The following is a 15,821-nucleotide window of genomic DNA, read 5'->3' as shown; positions in this document are numbered from 1 at the left end:
TCTCGCGGTAGGGGTTGGTCGGGGTGGGATGATCGAGGGAGGGGAGAGAACGGCGCCCGCCAGAGAGCGGGCGCCGGCGCGCTCACTGCATCGCAGCGAGGACGAGCTGCGTGCTGACGTCGTCGCCGAGATCCGAGGCGAGCGCGTAGCCGACGCCGCTGCGCTCGGCGGCGGCGACCGAGTAGCCGTTGATGTTGCCCACGTAGACGGGGCGCTCGCGCACGACGCGCGGCTGCAGGATCGGCTGCGCCTTCTGCACCGGGACCGCGCGCGAGTTGAACATGTAGACCGTCACGCGGTGGTTGCCCCGCACCACGAACTGGAGCAGCGCGGCGCGCCGATCGCGCATCGTGTGCACGCGGGCGCCCATGAAGTTCGCCGGTATCGACTGGAACTGCGGCCTGCGGACCGGGACGCCGACGAACGGATCGAAGCGCGGGAGGTCCTCCGGGTTGGTCGTCTCCGGCGGCAGCGGCTGCGCGTGCTGGGTGACGAGATCGTCGAGCAGGACCTCGACGCTCTCGGTGGACGCCGCGCGATCGACCGCCGCCCTCGCGGCGTCCGCCTTCGCGGCCTCCGCCGGCGCGTCCGGCCTCCGCGCCACGCCCACGACGAAGACGACGCCCGCCGCCGCGGCGAGCGCGATCGCGTACCCCCTGTGCATGAGGCGCGGCCTCGCCTCGGCCGACTGCGCCGCGTCGCGCGCCTGCTCGTGCGCCACCGCCGCGGCGACGCGCGCCCGCAGCGCGTCCGGGCACCCCGACGGCCGCGCCCGCTTCAGGCTCGTCCGCAGCGAGCGCAGGAGCCTCACCTGCTCGAAGCACGGAGGGCACTGGACGAGGTGGGACTCGAGATCGACGGCGTGGTCCGGATCCAGCTCGCAGTCGACGTAGGCGGACAGCGCGTGGTCGAACCGCGAACAGCTCTCGATCGATTTCGCAGCGCTCATGCGGCACCCCGCTTCCGCTTGCGGTACGCGTCCAGGTCGGCGGGCGCGTCCTTCGCCGCGTCTTCGCTGACGATGCCCATCAGGACCGCGTGCTCGCGCAGCGTCTTCTGGAGGAGCTTGCGGCCCCTGTGCAGGCGCGACATCACCGTGCCGATGGGGCAGCCCATTGCCTCGGCGATCTCCTTGTAGGAGAGCTCCTCGATGTCCGACAGCACCACGGCCAGCCGGAACTCCTCGGGCAGGGCGTCGAGGGCGCGCTGCACCTCCGCCTCCACGAGCGGCGTGAGCGCCTGGGTCTCCGGATCGCGCATCGCGCGCATCGTCGTCGCGCCGACCCACGCATCGGTGAGCGGCTCGGCGTCGGGGCCGTCGAAGATGCCTCGCTCGAGGCCTCCGCGACGGTACCGGTTGATGAACGTGTTCGTCAGGATCCGAAGCAGCCAGGCCTTGAGGTTGGTGCCCGGCTCGAACTGATCCCGGGCGCGCATCGCCTTGACGATGGTGTCCTGGACCAGATCCTCCGCCTCCGTCGAGCTCTTCGTCATCCGGCAGCTCACGCCGTAAAGCGTGTCCAGATGACCCAGCAGCTCGATCTCGAAGGCGTCGGCTCGGCCACCATCGGTGCTGGCCAACGACAGGTCCTGCGCTACGGACGCAGGTTTCTTGCTGAAGAAGAACGGCATGGGCTCGCCCGGGGGAACAGAGGAGCGCCCAGGGCTATTCCAGCCTGCTCTCGCTCCCTTGACCCTCGCGACCCTCGCCCGCGGGTTCGTCCGCGCCGGAGCCCGCCTGGTGCGGAGCCGCGCCCTCGATGGGTTCACCCGCGCGTCCCTGGAGCTTCGCCTCCAGCTCGTCAATGCGCTGCGACAGGCGCTTGACATCGGACTGGAGATCGCGAACGAGCCCGAGGCCCGGGAGGATGGCGCGGATACGCTCGTCGACGGCCTGCTGCCACTGATCGAGCGTCTGCTTCGAGCTCTCGACGATCCCGCTCAGGCGCCCCTTCGCGTGGCTCGACCTGTCTGCGTCGAGCGGCGGGGGCGGATGGGACGAGGGCGACGCGGGCGTCGCCTGCTCCGTCCCCGGGGCGGGCGCCGTTCCTGGCGCCGCCACGCCGCCCTCGCCCGGGACCGCGCCGGGGATGAGCCGGCCGATCGGGCCCTCGCGCAGCTGCGAGAGCAGCCGCTCGCCGCGCTCCTGGATCAGATCCCTCAGCGTGCCGAGCGGGACCGAGCGCGGCTGCGATTTGAGATCTTCCGAGATGATCAGCGCCAGCGTGACCTCGGTCTTGTCCTCCTTGGTCGCGTTGTCGATGATCTGGACCTCTTCGCCAGCCCGGACCATCTCCCCTATCTGCTGCAGGGTGACGTAACGACTGTCCTTCGTGTCGTAGAGCTTCCGATTGGAGTAGCGCTTAATAACGCGACGCGGTACCTCGCCGCCTCCCAGAGTCTCCTTCGCCGTTTCCATCTCCTCTACGCCTCGAGTCGATTGGACCACCGCAAGAAACCTCGCGCAAGGGAAGATCACTCGATATCACTCAAATCATTCGACAAAAGAGACCGCGTGCAGGGGCCGGCGATCGATCTGCGTGACGTGGCCGCGAGCTATCCCACCGGGAGGCTGGCGCTGGAGGGGATCAGCCTGGATGTGCGCGCGGGCGAGCTCTGCGCCGTCCTGGGGCCGAACGGCGCGGGGAAATCGACGCTGGTCCGGGTCCTCTCGGGGGCCCTGCGGCCGACGCGGGGCGAGGCGACCCTGCTGGGGAGGCCGCTCGCCGGCATGGACCGGCGGGCGATCGCGCGGTGCGTGGCGGTCGTGCCGCAGGGGATCGCCTCGGCGCCCGGCTTCACGGTGCGCGAGGTCGTCATGATGGGCCGCGCGCCCCACCAGGGCGCGTGGATGCTCGCCGCCGGCCGGGACGAGGAGGCGGTCGCCCGCGCCCTCGACGCCTGCGATCTCGTGGGGCTCGCGGGGAGGCCGGTGGCCGAGCTCTCCGGCGGCGAGCAGAAGCGGGTGGCCATCGCCCGCGCGCTCGCGCAGGAGGCGCAGGTGCTGATCCTCGACGAGCCCGGGGCGCACCTCGACATCCGCCACTCGATCGAGGTCCACGAGGTCGTGCGCAGGGAGGTGGCCGAGCGGCGCCTCGCGTGCGTCGCGGTGCTGCACGACCTCAACGCGGCCGCCCAGTACGCCGACCGCGTGGCGCTCCTCAACGCCGGGCGGCTGGTCGCCCACGGCACCGTCGAGGAGGTGATGACCTACCGCCGGCTCAAGGACGTGTTCGAGGCAGAGCTCTACGTGGGCGTGAACGAGCTCGACGGCAGCCGGTACTTCCTCCCCGTCCGAGGCCGGTAGGCAAGCCGTCGGTAGACAGCGCCGAGCGCTTTTCTCCGCATTCTCGACCGCGCGAGCGGCGCGGTTTATAAGCGGCACCATGCGCGGATCTCCTCCCTGGAGAGCTCTCTCTCGAGGCTTCTTGCCGTGCCTCCTGGCCCTCCTCGCGCTGCTCGGCGCGGCCGGCTGCGCCGAGAGCAGGACGGCGCCCGAGCTCCTGAGCGTCGTCGACGTCGTGCCGCGCGAGGTCGACCTCGGCGACCGCATCGAGATCCTCGGGACCAACCTGCCGACCGCCGAGGCGAAGGAGGCGCTCGTCACGTTCCGCGGCACCCTCCGCCGCCCCGGCCAGGCGCCGCTCACCGGCCAGAGCATCGAGATCGAGGGCGCGCAGGTCAGCAGCACGAAGATCTCGCTCGTCTTCTCGGAGGGCCTGCAATCCCGCTTCGCCGGCCGCGGCGACGATGCGGTGCACACGACCTTCCACGGCGACGTTGTCGTCGAGATCCCCGCGACCGCGCAGGGGGCGCTCCCCGTGAACGGCACGGTGAGGGGCGTCACGATGGACTTCCTCCCGCCGACCCCGCGCCGCGCCGTCATCGAGGCGCGCGTGAAGGAGGGGGCGCGCGCGCTCGCGTTCTTCGGCGTCGAGGTCGCGGCCGAGTCGCCGCCCGCCGGCGGGCTCGTCGTGACGGGCGTGCGCGACGGGAGCCCGGCGAGCCAGGCAGGGCTCCAGCCCGGCGACGTCATCACGCGCTTCGAGGGCGTGAAGGTCCTCTCGAAGGCCGACGTGATCCCGAGCGGCCACGATCGGCGGTCCGCGGTCGGGATCCGGCGGGGCGGCGCGACCCCGTCCGAGATCGAGCTCTCGACCGAGGGGTTCCACGCGAGCGCCCCGACCGATCTGCTCGGCGCCGGGATCCTCCTCGGCGTGGCCGCCGCGATCATCCTGCTCTTCATGGCGCCGACCGCGGGGATCATCACCTGGGTCGAGCGCCGCGTCTCGGCGCGCATGCAGTCCCGCATCGGGCCGAACCGCGCCGGGCCGCAGGGCCTCCTCGTGTGGGTCGCCGACGGGATCAAGTCGATCATGAAGGAGGACGTCATCCCGGCCGAGAGCGACAAGGCGCTCTTCCGGCTCGCTCCCTACCTCGTGTTCGTCGGCGTGTCGGCCACGTTCGTCGTCATGCCGTTCGGCCAGTACCTCATCGCGGCCGACCTCGACATCGGGATCCTCTTCGTCATCGCCGTGACGTCGCTGGTCACCATCGGCCTCATGACCGGCGGCTGGGCGTCGAACAACAAGTGGTCGCTCCTCGGCGGGATCCGCTCGGCGGCGCAGATCATCAGCTACGAGATCCCCGGCGCGGTCGCGATCGTGTGCATCGTCATGATGACGGGCTCGCTGCGGCTCCAGGACATCATCGGCGCCCAGGGCGGCGCCGGGCCCTCGCTCCTCGACGTGGGCGGCTGGCCCTGGCACTGGTTCGTCTTCCGCAACCCGATCACGTTCGCGCTGTTCTTCCTGTATTTCACGACGGCGCTCGCGGAGGGCAACCGCGCGCCGTTCGACCTGCCCGAGGCGGAGAGCGAGCTCGTGGCCGGCTACTCGACCGAGTACTCCGGCATGCGGTACCTCTTCTTCTTCTTCGCCGAGTGGGCGAACGTCTTCGTGATGTGCGGCATCGCGAGCGCGCTCTTCCTCGGGGGCTGGCAGATCCCCGGCGTCTCGCCGGCCCAGCAGGAGGCGAGCTTCGGGCTCCAGCTCGTCGGCGTCTTCCTCTTCCTGCTGAAGAGCTGGGCTCTCGTCTTCGTGGTCATCTGGATCCGCTGGACGCTGCCGCGCGTCCGCATCGACCAGATGATGAACCTGTGCTGGAAGTGGTTCGTCCCGCTGTCGTTCGCGGCCTTCCTCCTGACGGCGCTCTGGATGGTGATCGGCGTCAGCAAGACGGTCCAGCTCGTCATCAGCGTCGTCACCTTCGCCGCCTGGGCGTACCTGTTCATCCACTTCATCCGCAGGGTCCAGCACAACCTGCGGGAGGCCAAGGTTGCGCTCCACCTGAATCCGTTCCTCTGAGCGCAAACCGCGGTGCCACCTCGGCCTTGCGCTGAGGTATGCTGTCGGCGTGGCGGTCCCCTCGAGCCCGGCCTCCGACTTCTGCTCCGCGTGCGGGTTCCCGCTGCGTGGGCCGCGGTGCGAGGCGTGCGGGGTGGACCGGTCGCCTGTGCTCTCCGCCTCGCGCAAGCCGCCCGCGGACGCGGACTGGGACGGGAGCTCGATCGACGCCTGGCGCACGCGCGACCCGGTGCGCTTCGTCGCGCACTGCGCCTCCGCGGAGGCCGGGGCGAGCCTCCAGGCGACGACGCTGCAGGAGGGCGTGGGGTGGATCGTTCCGCTCGGGGCGATGACGCTCTTCGTCTCGCTCGACGCGGCGAACGAGCGGGTGTCGATCGACGTCCCTGTCGTGCGCGTCGCGGAGCGGCACCGGGTGCCGCTGCTCAGGACGGCGCTGGAGCTGTCGAGCGGCCCCGAGCCGTTCCGGCTGTGCATGCGGGAGGATCTGTTGCTCCTCCGCCGCGTCGGCCGCGTCGCTGCCTTCACGCCGGAGGCGCTGCGCCAGGCGCTGCGCGAGAGCGGCGAGGCGGCGCAGCGGCTCGGGGAGACGATGGGCGCGTGGTTCGACGCGCGGCCGCCGTTCTCCGAGGAGCAGCGGGCGAGCCTCACGTGGGCCTCGGCCGGCCGCGCACGGCCGCTCAAGAGCTTCACGGTCCCGCCCGCGCCTGCCCGCCAGCAGAGCGCTCCGTCGGTGCGGGCCGGCGCGCCGGCGACGCCGGTCTCGGGGGCGCGGACGCCGCTCGAGGAGCTGGCCGCGTGGGCGGCGCCCCCCCTGCCGCGCCTGCCCGAGTCGGTCGCGCGCCCCATCCGCGACGCGGACGCGATCCCCGACATCCTGTCCCCGTCGCTGGCGTCGGCGCCGATGCCGGCGGCGGGCGCCGCGTCGTCGAAGAACGGCGGCGCGCCCGCGCCCAAGGCCGGCATCCTCCCGCCGGCGCACGACGCCGGCGCGGCGTCGAAGGCGATCGGCGGCGTCGCGAGCCCGGGGTCCGAGGGCGGCGCAGCGAAGCCGGCTCCGGGGAGCGCGGCGGCCGCGGCGCCGCTGTCGGGTGAGCAGGCGGCGGCCGCGGAGACGCCGGCGCAGGTCAGCGATCGCCGCAGCGCGCGCACCGTGCCCTTTCGTCGCTCGTCCTCCATCATGGCGGCGACGCCGCTGTCGGTGCGCCCGCCCGCGCTGCCGGAGGTGGAGATCGAGCCTCCGTCGCGCCGGAGCATCCCGTCCCGCCCGGAGTCGGCGAACGCGGCGGCCGATCGGTTCTGCCAGCTGCTCCGGGACGCGCAGGTGCTCGGCGCGGCGCTCAGCTTCCAGGAGCGGCCGGGCGTCATGGTGCTCCTGATCCGGTGCACGGTCTTCCGCGCGATCTACGAGCACGGCGAGGCGATGCCCGACGCGGTGGCGCACCTCTACCGCTGCACCGCGGCCGCGACCCGCGAGCTCATCCAGGCCGAGGGCGGCGCGCGCCGCGGGAACACCGCGGGCGTCGCGGAGCCGGCGCTCCTCGCGATGGAGCGGCTCGTGGCGGTGCGCGGCCAGGTGCCCGAGGAGAAGCCGCTCCACATCGATCCGCTCACCACGGCGGCGCTCGCGCGCGAGCACCTCGGCCGCTACCTGCGCGAGATCGAGCGCGCGCCGGCCGACCCGATGCTCCGCCACTTCCTCGCGATCGGGGCCCTGTCCGAGCTGCTCGTGCGCACGAAGCTGCCCGCCAAGACCGAGCAGCGGCTGCGCGACATCGTCGCCTACGCGCAGCGGGACGGCGCCAAACCCGGCACGATCGAGCTCCTGATGACGGCGCTCTCGAGGATCGTCGCGCAATGACGTCGCAGCTGGCGGCGCACGGCGACGGCGATCTCGCGCTGCTCCACGAGCGCGTCGCCCGCGCCCGCCGCTCGGTGGTGGCGATCCGCGCCGGCGCGCTCGTGACGACCGGCTGGGTGGCGCTCGGCAACGGCGTCGTTGTGGCGAGCCGGCGCGGGCTCGGCTACCCGACGGAGGTCGCGCTGACGTTCGAGGACGGGCGGGGCGTGGCGGGGCGGGTGATCGCCGCGGACGTGGGCCGCGACGTGGCGCTCGTCGCGCCGGCCGATCCGCCCGGCGTCGCGGCGCTCGCCGTCCGCGCGGCGGCCGAGCCGCGGCTCGGCGAGCGCGCCGCGGTGCTGAGCTGCCTCCCGGGGCAGAGCCTGCGCCTCGCGGTCGCGCGGGTCTGCCACGTGGCGCGCAAGGTCGACGGGCAGCTCCCGGCGTTCGAGCTCGACGTGGCGGCGCCCCTCGGCGCGCCGGTGCTCGATCCCGAGGGGCGGGTGATCGGCGTTGTCGCGGCGCTGTCCGGCGCGGCCGGGGAGCTCGCGGGTCACTGCGTGGTGGTCCCGGCGGGCGCGTTCCAGCCGCTGCTCGCCCTGGGGGATCGGCCGCTCGCGGAGCTCAGGGACCGGGCGCCGGTGTACCGCTGCCCGGCGTGCGAGGAGTCGTTCGACGTCGAGTGCGACCGGTGCCTGGGCTGCGGCCGCCTGCTGCCGCACGCGTACCCGCCGTGCCCGGCGCGCGCGGGCGTCGAGCGGGTGATCCGGCAGGGCCTGTCGGCGCTCGGGCTCATCGCCAACCGGGTGCGTGTCGGTCCGAGGGCGTGGCGCATCGCGCAGCGGCCGTACCCCACGGCGGAGACGGCGACGCAGGTGGACATCGAGATCGACGAAACGGGGCGCCTGCTGACGCTGCGCGCGCCGGTCGTGGGGCTCCCTGCGGCGAACCACGAGCCGTTCTACCGGTTCCTGCTCACGATGAACGACCAGACGACGGGGGAGTTCCGCGTGTCGCTCACGGGCGACGAGGTGTCGGCGTCGTGCGTGGCGTCGCTGGAGGGCTGCGCGGACCACGACGTGGCGCTGCTCATCGATGGGCTCGTGCAGATGGCCGACGAGTACCGGAGGACGCTGGCGGAGACGTTCGACGCGGCGCCGAGGTTCGACTCGGCGGCCGGGCGCTGAGGGGGAGGCCCGTCGGCGTCAACCAAGCGCGTTCAGCGCCCCACGCCCACCCCCAGCCGTCGTGGTCGTGGTCGTGGTCGTGGTCGTCAACGGCTCGGTCGTGAACGTGAACGTCCCGCTCCGGCGTTCCGCTGCCCTCCGCGATGGGCCGAAACGAAAGCTTCCGGCGCGGAGGCGCGACGCGGAATTGGCCGGAAAACTCGTCCCCAGCGCGCGTCGGACGGCGCCGGCTCGGAGGCGCTGCGCTCGCTCAATGCGATGCTGGGGTACGCGCAGCAGCGGGTTGCCCGGAGCGACAGGACGGCGACCGCGCTTCTGGGCGGCGTCGCCCTGAGGCGGCAGGCGCTCCTCGGCTGGCCCTGACCGATGTGAAGGTTATTGACAGTGCCACCGGGAAGGTCGACATCGACCACGCACTCACGCAGCTGGAGAATGCGATGAAGAAGCTGAGCGAAAACGGACTCGCCAGCGACGTCGAGCGGATCGAGTTCATCATCCCCAAGGGTGCGCCGCTCAAGAATGAGAACGAGATCGTCGAGGAGGGCTATCTAGTCGACGCGCTCACGGGTAAGCGCATCAAGCTTGAAGGCTTTAGGAACCTGGTCATGGTGATCCAGTGATGAGCGTATCAGGTCCCTGGCTCCATGCATGGTGTGACGAGAAGGACCGGGGCGACGCGCTCGCGGCGGCTCTGTCTGCTCTCGTGATCCCGGGGGGAACGTGCGGCTTCCACATCGAGTCCATCGACCATCCAGACAGCACATGGCGATGGCGCGATACCTTCACCCTCAGCGAGACGGTCGCGGCGGTGCGCGCAGGATTCACTGCAGGGACGCACGTCTTCGCATCCTTCGGCGCGACGCTGAGCTCCGGAAGCGCAATCGAGATCGCTGTCGAATGCAGCGGCGAAGAGTGGGAGCGCAGGTATCCCTCCGGTCCTCTATGCGCACGTCCCGGCGATCGCAGCGATCTACTTCCCCGGAGTCTCCGCCTCGCCCTCGGCCATCTTCAGCGATGCAGGCTCCCCTGCGTGCTGCCGCGTAAATACGCCGGCCCAAACTTCGACGAAGAGCTGAAAAATCAAGATAGAGTGAGAGCAAGATGGCCAAGGTCAAATTCGTGGAGATCCACCTCGTCAGGGCGCACCAGGAGGTCGTCCCGCTGGCTCGCTTTGTCCTCAGGTCGGAGGGCCCCCCCGTGCAGATCGTGAAGCTCCACCCGAATTGCATGAACGCGGTGGGCGACATCCTCGAGTAAGGGCTGCCTAGCTACGAGCGTGTCTACAACGTCGAGGATGGGCTCGATTTCCTGAAGGCCTTGCGGCGAACCTATCACTCCCTTCGGTACTACGCGACCGAGGTCGCCGAGATGGACGAAGAGGAGGCGCTCCGTGGCTGCGAGGACGGCGAGGGGTAATGCGCGCGGGCCCACCGCGTCCGCCTCAACGCATGATCGACGCCTGAGCCCGGCGGATGCACGTAGAACGGCCCCTCTGTCGCGCTGGCGAACCTCATTGGAGCTCACTCGCCGCTCGCTACGCACACCACCTGAAGGAAGTCAACCCACACGCCCCCACGTCGCCGCCGTCCGCAGGCGGCGTCGCGCAGGTCCGTCCCGCACCGCCGCGCCGCCGCCCTCCGCGCTGCCGTCCGGAACCCTCGCCGAGCGGCGCGTGGTAGCTTCACCCGCGCCCGCACGAGGCCGTGCGGCCACCCGTCATCGAGGAGACCATGAAGCGAGAGAAGCGACTGACCAAGCGCGAGCGGAAGGCGCTCGCGCCCGCGCGCCCGGCGCAGCCCCACGAGCACAAGCACATCCACTGCGTCGCCTGCGGCAAGCACCTCGATCCGGAGGAGTTCCTGGCGCAAGGGTCGGCGACCTGGATCCAGTGCCTGCACAAGTCGCGCTTCGCCACCTGCACCGAGTGCGTCGAGATCTCGAAGCGCCTCCTCGCCGAGCACGACCGGACCGGACAGCCAGTTCAGTCCGCTCAGGCATGGCACTGAGCGACCGACACCAGCCGACGCGCCTGCGCGGCCTCACCTGAGCACGCCCGGACGGCCTCGCCTGAGCACGCCCGCATCACAGGCGGGCGCCCTGGACAGGTCGTCCAAGAAGCCAACTCCCCATCTCCCCCGCTCCCCCGGAAACGGAAACGCACCGAGGACGGCCAATCGCTGGAACGCACGGGTCGTCGGTAGTCCAGAGGACGCTGCCGCGTCCGCTCCAGATGCGCCGCCCCTCATCCGGATGCACCACCCCTCATTCCGGTGCGCCGCCCCTCATCACAGCTGCCGCTCGCCCTCCACTCCCGCGCTGGCCCGTGCGGTATCCCACGTGCGCCGCCTCTCATTGTAGCTGTCGCTCGGTGTCGCACACCCGCGCTGGTCCGCCCGGCGTCCCGCGGCGCCCCGCCGCGCCTCGCCGATCAGCGCGCGCCCTCGACGGCGACGCGTAACCTTGCTCGCTCTCCCGCGCGGCCGTCCACCCCGGATACGCTTGCGCTCGGGGCCCTTTCCGTCAATGGTTTGCGCCCCATTCATCTCTCTCGGAGGATCTGCATGACGAAACCAATCCGCCGCGCGGGCGTCATCGGCGCGGGCGTCATGGGCAGCGGCATCGCCGCCCACTTCGCGAACGCCGGCATCGAGGTCCTGCTCCTCGATATCGTGCCCCCGAACCTCACCGACGCCGAAAAGAAGGACCCGGCCGCCCGCAGCAGGTTCGCCGCAGGCGGGCTCGAGAAGGCCCTCAAGGCCAGGCCCGCCGCGTTCTTCCACCCGTCGAACGCCCGCCTCGTGCGCACCGGCAACACCGAAGACCACTTCGCCGAGCTCGCCCAATGCGACCTCGTTATCGAGGCGATCATCGAGAAGATGGAGCCGAAGCGCGCCCTCTTCGCGCGGCTCGAAGAGGTCTTGCGGCCTGACGCGGTCGTGGCGTCGAATACGTCCGGGCTGCGCATCGAGGAGATGATGCAAGGGCGCTCCGCGGACTTCCGCAAGCGATTCCTCGTCATGCACTTCTTCAACCCGGTCCGGTACATGAAGCTCCTCGAGCTCGTGGTCGGGCCCGACACCGATCCGGCCGTCGTCGCCCGCGTGCGGAAGCTCGGCGAGGACGTGCTCGGAAAGGGCCTCGTCTTCGGCAAGGACACCCCGAACTTCGTCGGCAATCGCATCGGCACCCACGCGATGCTGACCGCCATCCACCTCATGATCGAGGACGGCCTCGCGCCGGAAGACGTCGACGCCATCACCGGCGTCGCCATGGCCCACCCGAAGAGCGCGAGCTTCAGGACAGGCGATATCGTCGGGCTCGACACCTTCGCCCACGTCGCCGACAACTGTTACTCGGCGCTCGAGCGCGACGAGGACCGCGACGTCTTCAAGGTGCCCGCCTACATCCGGAAGATGATCGAGGCGAAGCTCCTCGGCGACAAGACCAAGGGCGGCTTCTACCGCAAGGCCAAGGAAGGCCTGGAGACGCTCGACCCGGCCAAGCTCGAGTACCGCCCCCACGGCGGCGACGAGGCCATCAAGAAGGCCACGAGGTCGTGCGAGAAGATCGAGGACCCCGCCGCGCGCGTGAAGAAGCTCGCCAACGACCCCGGCAAGGCCGGGCAGTTCGCGTGGAAGGTGCTCTCCCGCTCGCTGGCGTACACGGCGCGGCGCGTCGGCGAGATCGCCGACAGCATCGTGGCGATCGATGACGCCATGCGCTGGGGGTACAACTGGGAGCTCGGGCCGTTTCAGACCTGGGACGCGCTCGGGTTCGCCGAGACCGTCGAGCGCATGCAGAAGGACGGCATCAAGCTGCCCGAGTCGATCCTCCGCATGAAGCAGAGCGGCGCGACGTCGTTCTACCGCGCCGATGGAGCGGTGTTCGACCTGCTCAAGGGGGAGTACGTCGCCCAGAAGGTCGATCCGCGCAACGTGACGCTGGCCGGCGCGCGCGCGGCCGCGCGGGGCGCGAAGGCCGTGCTCGCCAACGACGGCGCAGAGGCCTGGGATCTCGGCGACGGCGTGCTCGGCGTCACCTTCAAGACCAAGGCGAACAGCCTCGATCCGGACTCGATCGGGATGCTCTCGCTCGCCGCCGAGAAGGCCGAGCAGGACTTCCGCGCGCTCGTGGTCTTCAACCAGGGCGAGCACTTCTGCGTCGGCGCCAACCTGTTCCTCGTGGCCATGGCCGCGGGCAACAAGGACTGGGACGCGATCCGCAAGATGGTGAAGGCGTACCAGGACGCGACCCAGCGGCTGAAGTACGCGAGCGTGCCGGTCGTGGCCGCGCCCTACGGGATGACCCTCGGCGGCGGCCTCGAGCTCTGCTTCGCCTGCGACGCGGTGCAGGCCGCGGCCGAGACGTACGCGGGGCTCGTCGAGGTCGGCGTCGGCCTGATCCCGGGCGGCGCGGGGACGCTCAACATGCTCTGGCGCGCGCTCGAGGGGATCCCCGAGGGCGTGACGGTGCCGACGTACGACATCGTGACGCAGGTCTTCAAGAACATCGCCCTCGCCAAGGTCGCGACCAGCGCGGACGAGGCGAAGGCGCTCGGCTTCTTCCGCAAGACGGACGGCGTCTCGTTCGACCGGGCCCGCCAGCTGTACGAGGTGAAGGCGCGCGCGATCGGGCTGGCCGAGGCCGGGTACCACGCGCCCGTGCCGCGCGCGTACAAGCTGCCGGGCGAGAGCGGGATCGCGACGCTGCAGATGATGATCGACACGCTCGTCGCCGGCGGCCACGCCAGCGAGCACGACGCGAAGATCGCGCGCAAGCTCGCCGAGGTGCTCTGCGGCGGCGCTGGCGGCGGGGCGCGCGAGGTGACCGAGGACGAGATCCTCGAGCTCGAGCGCGAGGCGTTCGTCAGCCTGTGCGGCGAGCCCAAGAGCGCCGAGCGAATGCAGTACATGCTGATGAACAACAAGCCCCTCCGGAACTAGGTGAACGCCATGGTCGACGTCGTAATTGCAGAGGCCGTCCGCTCGGCCGTTGGCCGGGCCCACAAAGGGTCGCTCGCGCTGAAGCGCCCCGATGAGCTCGCCGGCGAGGTCGTCGCCGCGCTGCTCCAGCGCGTCCCCCAGGTGAAGCCGGAGGACGTCGAGGACCTCGTCCTCGGCTGCGCCATGCCGGAAGGCGAGCAGGGGCTCAACATCGCGCGCGTCGTCTCGCTCCTCGGCGGGATGGCGCAGGAAGGGTCCGCGATCACCATCAACCGCTTCTGCTCGAGCGGACTCCAGGCGATCGCGAGCGCGGCGGGCAGCATCGCGATGGGATCGCTCGACATCGCCATCGCCGGCGGCGTCGAGTCGATGACGATGGTGCCGATGACCGGCAACAAGCTGAGCGCGTCGCCGGAGGCGATGGAGCGGTGTCCGACGGTGTACACGCCGATGGGCATCACCGCGGAGAACGTGGCGAACCGCTTCCAGGTGAGCCGCGCCGACCAGGACGCGTTCGCGCTGAAGAGCCACCAGAAGGCGGCGGCGGCGCGCGCGGCCGGGCGCTTCGAGGACGAGATCGTCACCGTGAAGGGGGTGCGCTTCGAGAACGGCAAGCGCGCGACCTTCGACTTCCGCGCCGATGAGCTCATCCGCAAGGAGACGACGGCGGAGGCGCTCGCGGGGCTGAAGCCGGCGTTCTCGGCGAAGGGGAGCGTCACGCCGGGCAACAGCTCGCCGCTGTCGGACGGCGCCGCCGCGGCGCTCGTGATGAGCAAGGCGAAGGCGGACGCGCTCGGGGTGAAGCCGCTCGGGTACTTCCGGGCGTTCGTGACCGTCGGCGTCGACCCCGCCATCATGGGCATCGGCCCGGTGCCCGCGGTGCGCAAGCTGCTCGCGAGGACGGGGCTGAAGATGGCCGACATCGACCTCTTCGAGGTCAACGAGGCGTTCGCCTCGCAGGCCGTCTACGTGCAGCGGACGCTCGAGATCCCCGAGGAGAAGCTCAACGTGAACGGCGGCGCGATCGCGCTCGGCCACCCGCTCGGGTGCACCGGCGCGAAGCTCACCGCGACCGCCCTCTACGAGCTGCGCCGGCGCGGCGGCCGGTACGCCGTCGTGACGATGTGCATCGGCGGCGGCATGGGCGCGGCCGGCCTCATCGAGCTGGCCGGCGCGACCGCGCGCGCCTGATCCCGCCGCGCCGATCCCGCCCGTCCCGTCGCGTCGATCCCGTCGACCGCGCGCCCCGCCGCGGCCCGAGCCCCGCGCTCCGGCTTTCCCGCGGCGGGGCGATGGCCTATAGAACGCCCATGCCGAGCCACCTGACGACCTTTCAGGGGTCGATCCCCGAGGCCCTGAAGCAGGCCATCGAAGCGAAAATCGAGGGCTCCACCGCCGAGGTGACCGGCGGCGGGGGCCACTTCAACCTGGTCGTGACCTCGCCGGTGTTCGCCGGCAAGAGCATGCTGGAGAGCCAGCGGCTGGTCTACGGGGCGATCGCCCACCTGATGGCCGGCGACCAGGCGCCCGTCCACGCGATCGACAGCCTGAAAACCCGCACACCCTGAGCGGGGGCGCCCCCGCTCAGGGCGTGGATCAGCGGTGGGGGGCGTGACGTCGGTCACCCTCGGCGTGGCAGGCGCTGCTGCAGCCGTCGCCGTCGGCGGTGTTGCCGTCGTCGCACTCCTCGGGGCCCACCTCGATGCTGTCGCCGCAGACGGGGGCGCAGGCGCTGGGCTCGCCGGTGCACTGGTAGCCGTGATCGACGTCGCAATCGGGGCTGCAGCCGTCGCCATCGACGGTGTTGCCGTCGTCGCAGCCCTCGTTGCCGATGAGCAGGCCGTCGCCGCAGAGCGGGCCGCAGGCGCTGGGCTCGCCGTTGCACTCGTAGCCCGCCTCGATCACGCAGACGGCGTTGCAGCCGTCCTCGTTCCCGACGTTGCCGTCGTCGCAGGCCTCGGCGCCCCGCACCAGGCGGTCGCCGCACATCGTCGAGCAGATGCTCGGCGCGCCGGCGCAGGTGTAGCCGGGCTCGACGGCGCAGCCCGCGTCGCAGCCGTCTCCTGCCGCGGTGCCGCCGTCGTCGCAGGCCTCGGCGCCGCCCACCGCGCCGTCGCCGCACACGCCGCCCCCGGCGCCGCCGTCGCCGGCGCCGCCCTGGCCGCCCTGGCCGCCGTCGCCTGCGCCGCCCTCGCCCGTGGCCCCGCCGGAGCCCGCCGTCGTCGTGCTCGACACGGCGCTCGACCCGCTCGTGCTCGATCCGGAACCGCCGCCCCCGCCGTCGCCGGCGCTCGCGCCTTCCCGTTCGCACGCGAGCAGCGCCGTGGCCGCGATCACCGCGGCCGCCCCAGTCCATCTCGTTAACAGCATCTGTATCCTCCAGGAGCGAGGTCCGCGAGCGACGGGGGCCTCCCCTCGACCCCCGAGCGCGCGCCGAGCACCTGTTGCCCCAACCTTCCACGGAATACTCCGCTCCGATCGTCCGGAC

14 protein-coding genes are annotated in these 15,821 nt (G+C 71.4%); 10 read left to right on the top strand and 4 right to left on the bottom strand.

Annotated features, from left to right (window positions below):
- Nucleotides 1–82: 82 nt before the first annotated feature.
- The 3 genes from WME97_RS40675 to WME97_RS40665 all read right to left on the bottom strand — a co-directional run bounded on the left by WME97_RS40675 (nt 83) and on the right by WME97_RS40665 (nt 2,419).
- Nucleotides 83–949 (bottom strand): anti-sigma factor family protein, encoded by an 867-nt coding sequence (locus tag WME97_RS40675; RefSeq protein ID WP_437545799.1) that lies wholly within the window; start codon nt 947–949, stop codon nt 83–85.
- The gene (locus tag WME97_RS40670; protein WP_437545797.1) at nt 946–1,581 is read right to left on the bottom strand and encodes a sigma-70 family RNA polymerase sigma factor; all 636 of its coding nucleotides are present in this window, start codon (nt 1,579–1,581) and stop codon (nt 946–948) included. The genes WME97_RS40675 and WME97_RS40670 overlap by 4 nt, the downstream gene beginning before the upstream one ends.
- A gap of 85 nt (nt 1,582–1,666) precedes the next feature.
- Entirely contained in the window at nt 1,667–2,419 is a 753-nt protein-coding gene (locus tag WME97_RS40665; RefSeq protein WP_012240173.1) for a polyhydroxyalkanoate synthesis regulator DNA-binding domain-containing protein, read from the bottom strand.
- Between the two features lie 96 nt (nt 2,420–2,515).
- Between WME97_RS40665 and WME97_RS40660 the strand changes: the two genes are divergently transcribed.
- The 10 genes from WME97_RS40660 to WME97_RS40615 all read left to right on the top strand — a co-directional run bounded on the left by WME97_RS40660 (nt 2,516) and on the right by WME97_RS40615 (nt 14,901).
- Nucleotides 2,516–3,307: an ABC transporter ATP-binding protein gene (locus WME97_RS40660; protein ID WP_437545795.1), complete on the top strand. Its 792-nt coding sequence runs from the start codon at nt 2,516–2,518 to the stop codon at nt 3,305–3,307.
- Between the two features lie 121 nt (nt 3,308–3,428).
- Nucleotides 3,429–5,366 carry an NADH-quinone oxidoreductase subunit NuoH gene (gene nuoH, locus WME97_RS40655; protein ID WP_437545794.1) on the top strand — a complete coding sequence of 646 codons (1,938 nt, stop codon included), beginning with the start codon at nt 3,429–3,431 and terminating at the stop codon, nt 5,364–5,366.
- Nucleotides 5,367–5,415: 49 nt separating this feature from the next.
- Complete coding sequence (locus WME97_RS40650) at nt 5,416–7,224, top strand: hypothetical protein (RefSeq protein WP_437545792.1); 1,809 nt, start codon at nt 5,416–5,418, stop codon at nt 7,222–7,224.
- Nucleotides 7,221–8,390 (top strand): trypsin-like peptidase domain-containing protein, encoded by a 1,170-nt coding sequence (locus tag WME97_RS40645; protein ID WP_437545790.1) that lies wholly within the window; start codon nt 7,221–7,223, stop codon nt 8,388–8,390. Before WME97_RS40650 ends, WME97_RS40645 begins: the two co-directional genes overlap by 4 nt.
- 368 nt (nt 8,391–8,758) lie before the next feature.
- The gene (locus tag WME97_RS40640) at nt 8,759–9,010 is read left to right on the top strand and encodes a hypothetical protein (RefSeq protein WP_437545788.1); all 252 of its coding nucleotides are present in this window, start codon (nt 8,759–8,761) and stop codon (nt 9,008–9,010) included.
- 481 nt (nt 9,011–9,491) lie between these two features.
- Nucleotides 9,492–9,647, top strand: coding sequence for a hypothetical protein (locus WME97_RS40635; RefSeq protein ID WP_437545786.1), 156 nt, complete (start codon nt 9,492–9,494; stop codon nt 9,645–9,647).
- 473 nt (nt 9,648–10,120) lie between these two features.
- Nucleotides 10,121–10,396 carry a hypothetical protein gene (locus WME97_RS40630; RefSeq protein ID WP_012240164.1) on the top strand — a complete coding sequence of 92 codons (276 nt, stop codon included), beginning with the start codon at nt 10,121–10,123 and terminating at the stop codon, nt 10,394–10,396.
- A gap of 555 nt (nt 10,397–10,951) precedes the next feature.
- Entirely contained in the window at nt 10,952–13,333 is a 2,382-nt protein-coding gene (locus WME97_RS40625) for a 3-hydroxyacyl-CoA dehydrogenase/enoyl-CoA hydratase family protein (RefSeq protein WP_437545784.1), read from the top strand.
- Nucleotides 13,334–13,342: 9 nt separating this feature from the next.
- A complete protein-coding gene (locus tag WME97_RS40620; protein ID WP_437545782.1) occupies nt 13,343–14,524 on the top strand; it encodes a thiolase family protein in 1,182 nt (393 codons plus the stop codon).
- Nucleotides 14,525–14,643: 119 nt separating this feature from the next.
- Nucleotides 14,644–14,901, top strand: coding sequence for a BolA/IbaG family iron-sulfur metabolism protein (locus WME97_RS40615; protein ID WP_012240161.1), 258 nt, complete (start codon nt 14,644–14,646; stop codon nt 14,899–14,901).
- Nucleotides 14,902–14,929: 28 nt separating this feature from the next.
- Here WME97_RS40615 and WME97_RS40610 read toward each other — a convergent pair whose 3' ends face one another.
- On the bottom strand, nt 14,930–15,703 hold the full coding sequence (locus WME97_RS40610) for a DUF4215 domain-containing protein (protein WP_437545781.1): 774 nt from the start codon (nt 15,701–15,703) through the stop codon (nt 14,930–14,932).
- Nucleotides 15,704–15,821 lie beyond the last annotated feature (118 nt).

It is taken from the genome of Sorangium sp. So ce367 (genome assembly GCF_051520455.1).
In the GTDB taxonomy this organism is placed as follows: Bacteria; Myxococcota_A; Polyangia; order Polyangiales; family Polyangiaceae; genus Sorangium; species Sorangium cellulosum_B.
The sequence above is the reverse complement of the archived record's forward strand: the minus strand, read 5'-3'. Positions and strand labels throughout refer to the sequence as shown.

Excerpts from the sequence above, each read along its gene's own strand:
- WME97_RS40675 (WP_437545799.1), bottom strand. The coding sequence starts at position 949 with ATGAGCGCTGCGAAATCGATCGAGAGCTGTTCGCGGTTCGACCACGCG.
- WME97_RS40665 (WP_012240173.1), bottom strand. The coding sequence starts at position 2,419 with ATGGAAACGGCGAAGGAGACTCTGGGAGGCGGCGAGGTACCGCGTCGC.
- WME97_RS40645 (WP_437545790.1), top strand. The coding sequence starts at position 7,221 with ATGACGTCGCAGCTGGCGGCGCACGGCGACGGCGATCTCGCGCTGCTC.
- WME97_RS40635 (WP_437545786.1), top strand. The coding sequence starts at position 9,492 with ATGGCCAAGGTCAAATTCGTGGAGATCCACCTCGTCAGGGCGCACCAG.
- WME97_RS40630 (WP_012240164.1), top strand. The coding sequence starts at position 10,121 with ATGAAGCGAGAGAAGCGACTGACCAAGCGCGAGCGGAAGGCGCTCGCG.
- WME97_RS40625 (WP_437545784.1), top strand. The coding sequence starts at position 10,952 with ATGACGAAACCAATCCGCCGCGCGGGCGTCATCGGCGCGGGCGTCATG.
- WME97_RS40620 (WP_437545782.1), top strand. The coding sequence starts at position 13,343 with ATGGTCGACGTCGTAATTGCAGAGGCCGTCCGCTCGGCCGTTGGCCGG.
- WME97_RS40615 (WP_012240161.1), top strand. The coding sequence starts at position 14,644 with ATGCCGAGCCACCTGACGACCTTTCAGGGGTCGATCCCCGAGGCCCTG.
- WME97_RS40610 (WP_437545781.1), bottom strand. The coding sequence starts at position 15,703 with ATGCTGTTAACGAGATGGACTGGGGCGGCCGCGGTGATCGCGGCCACG.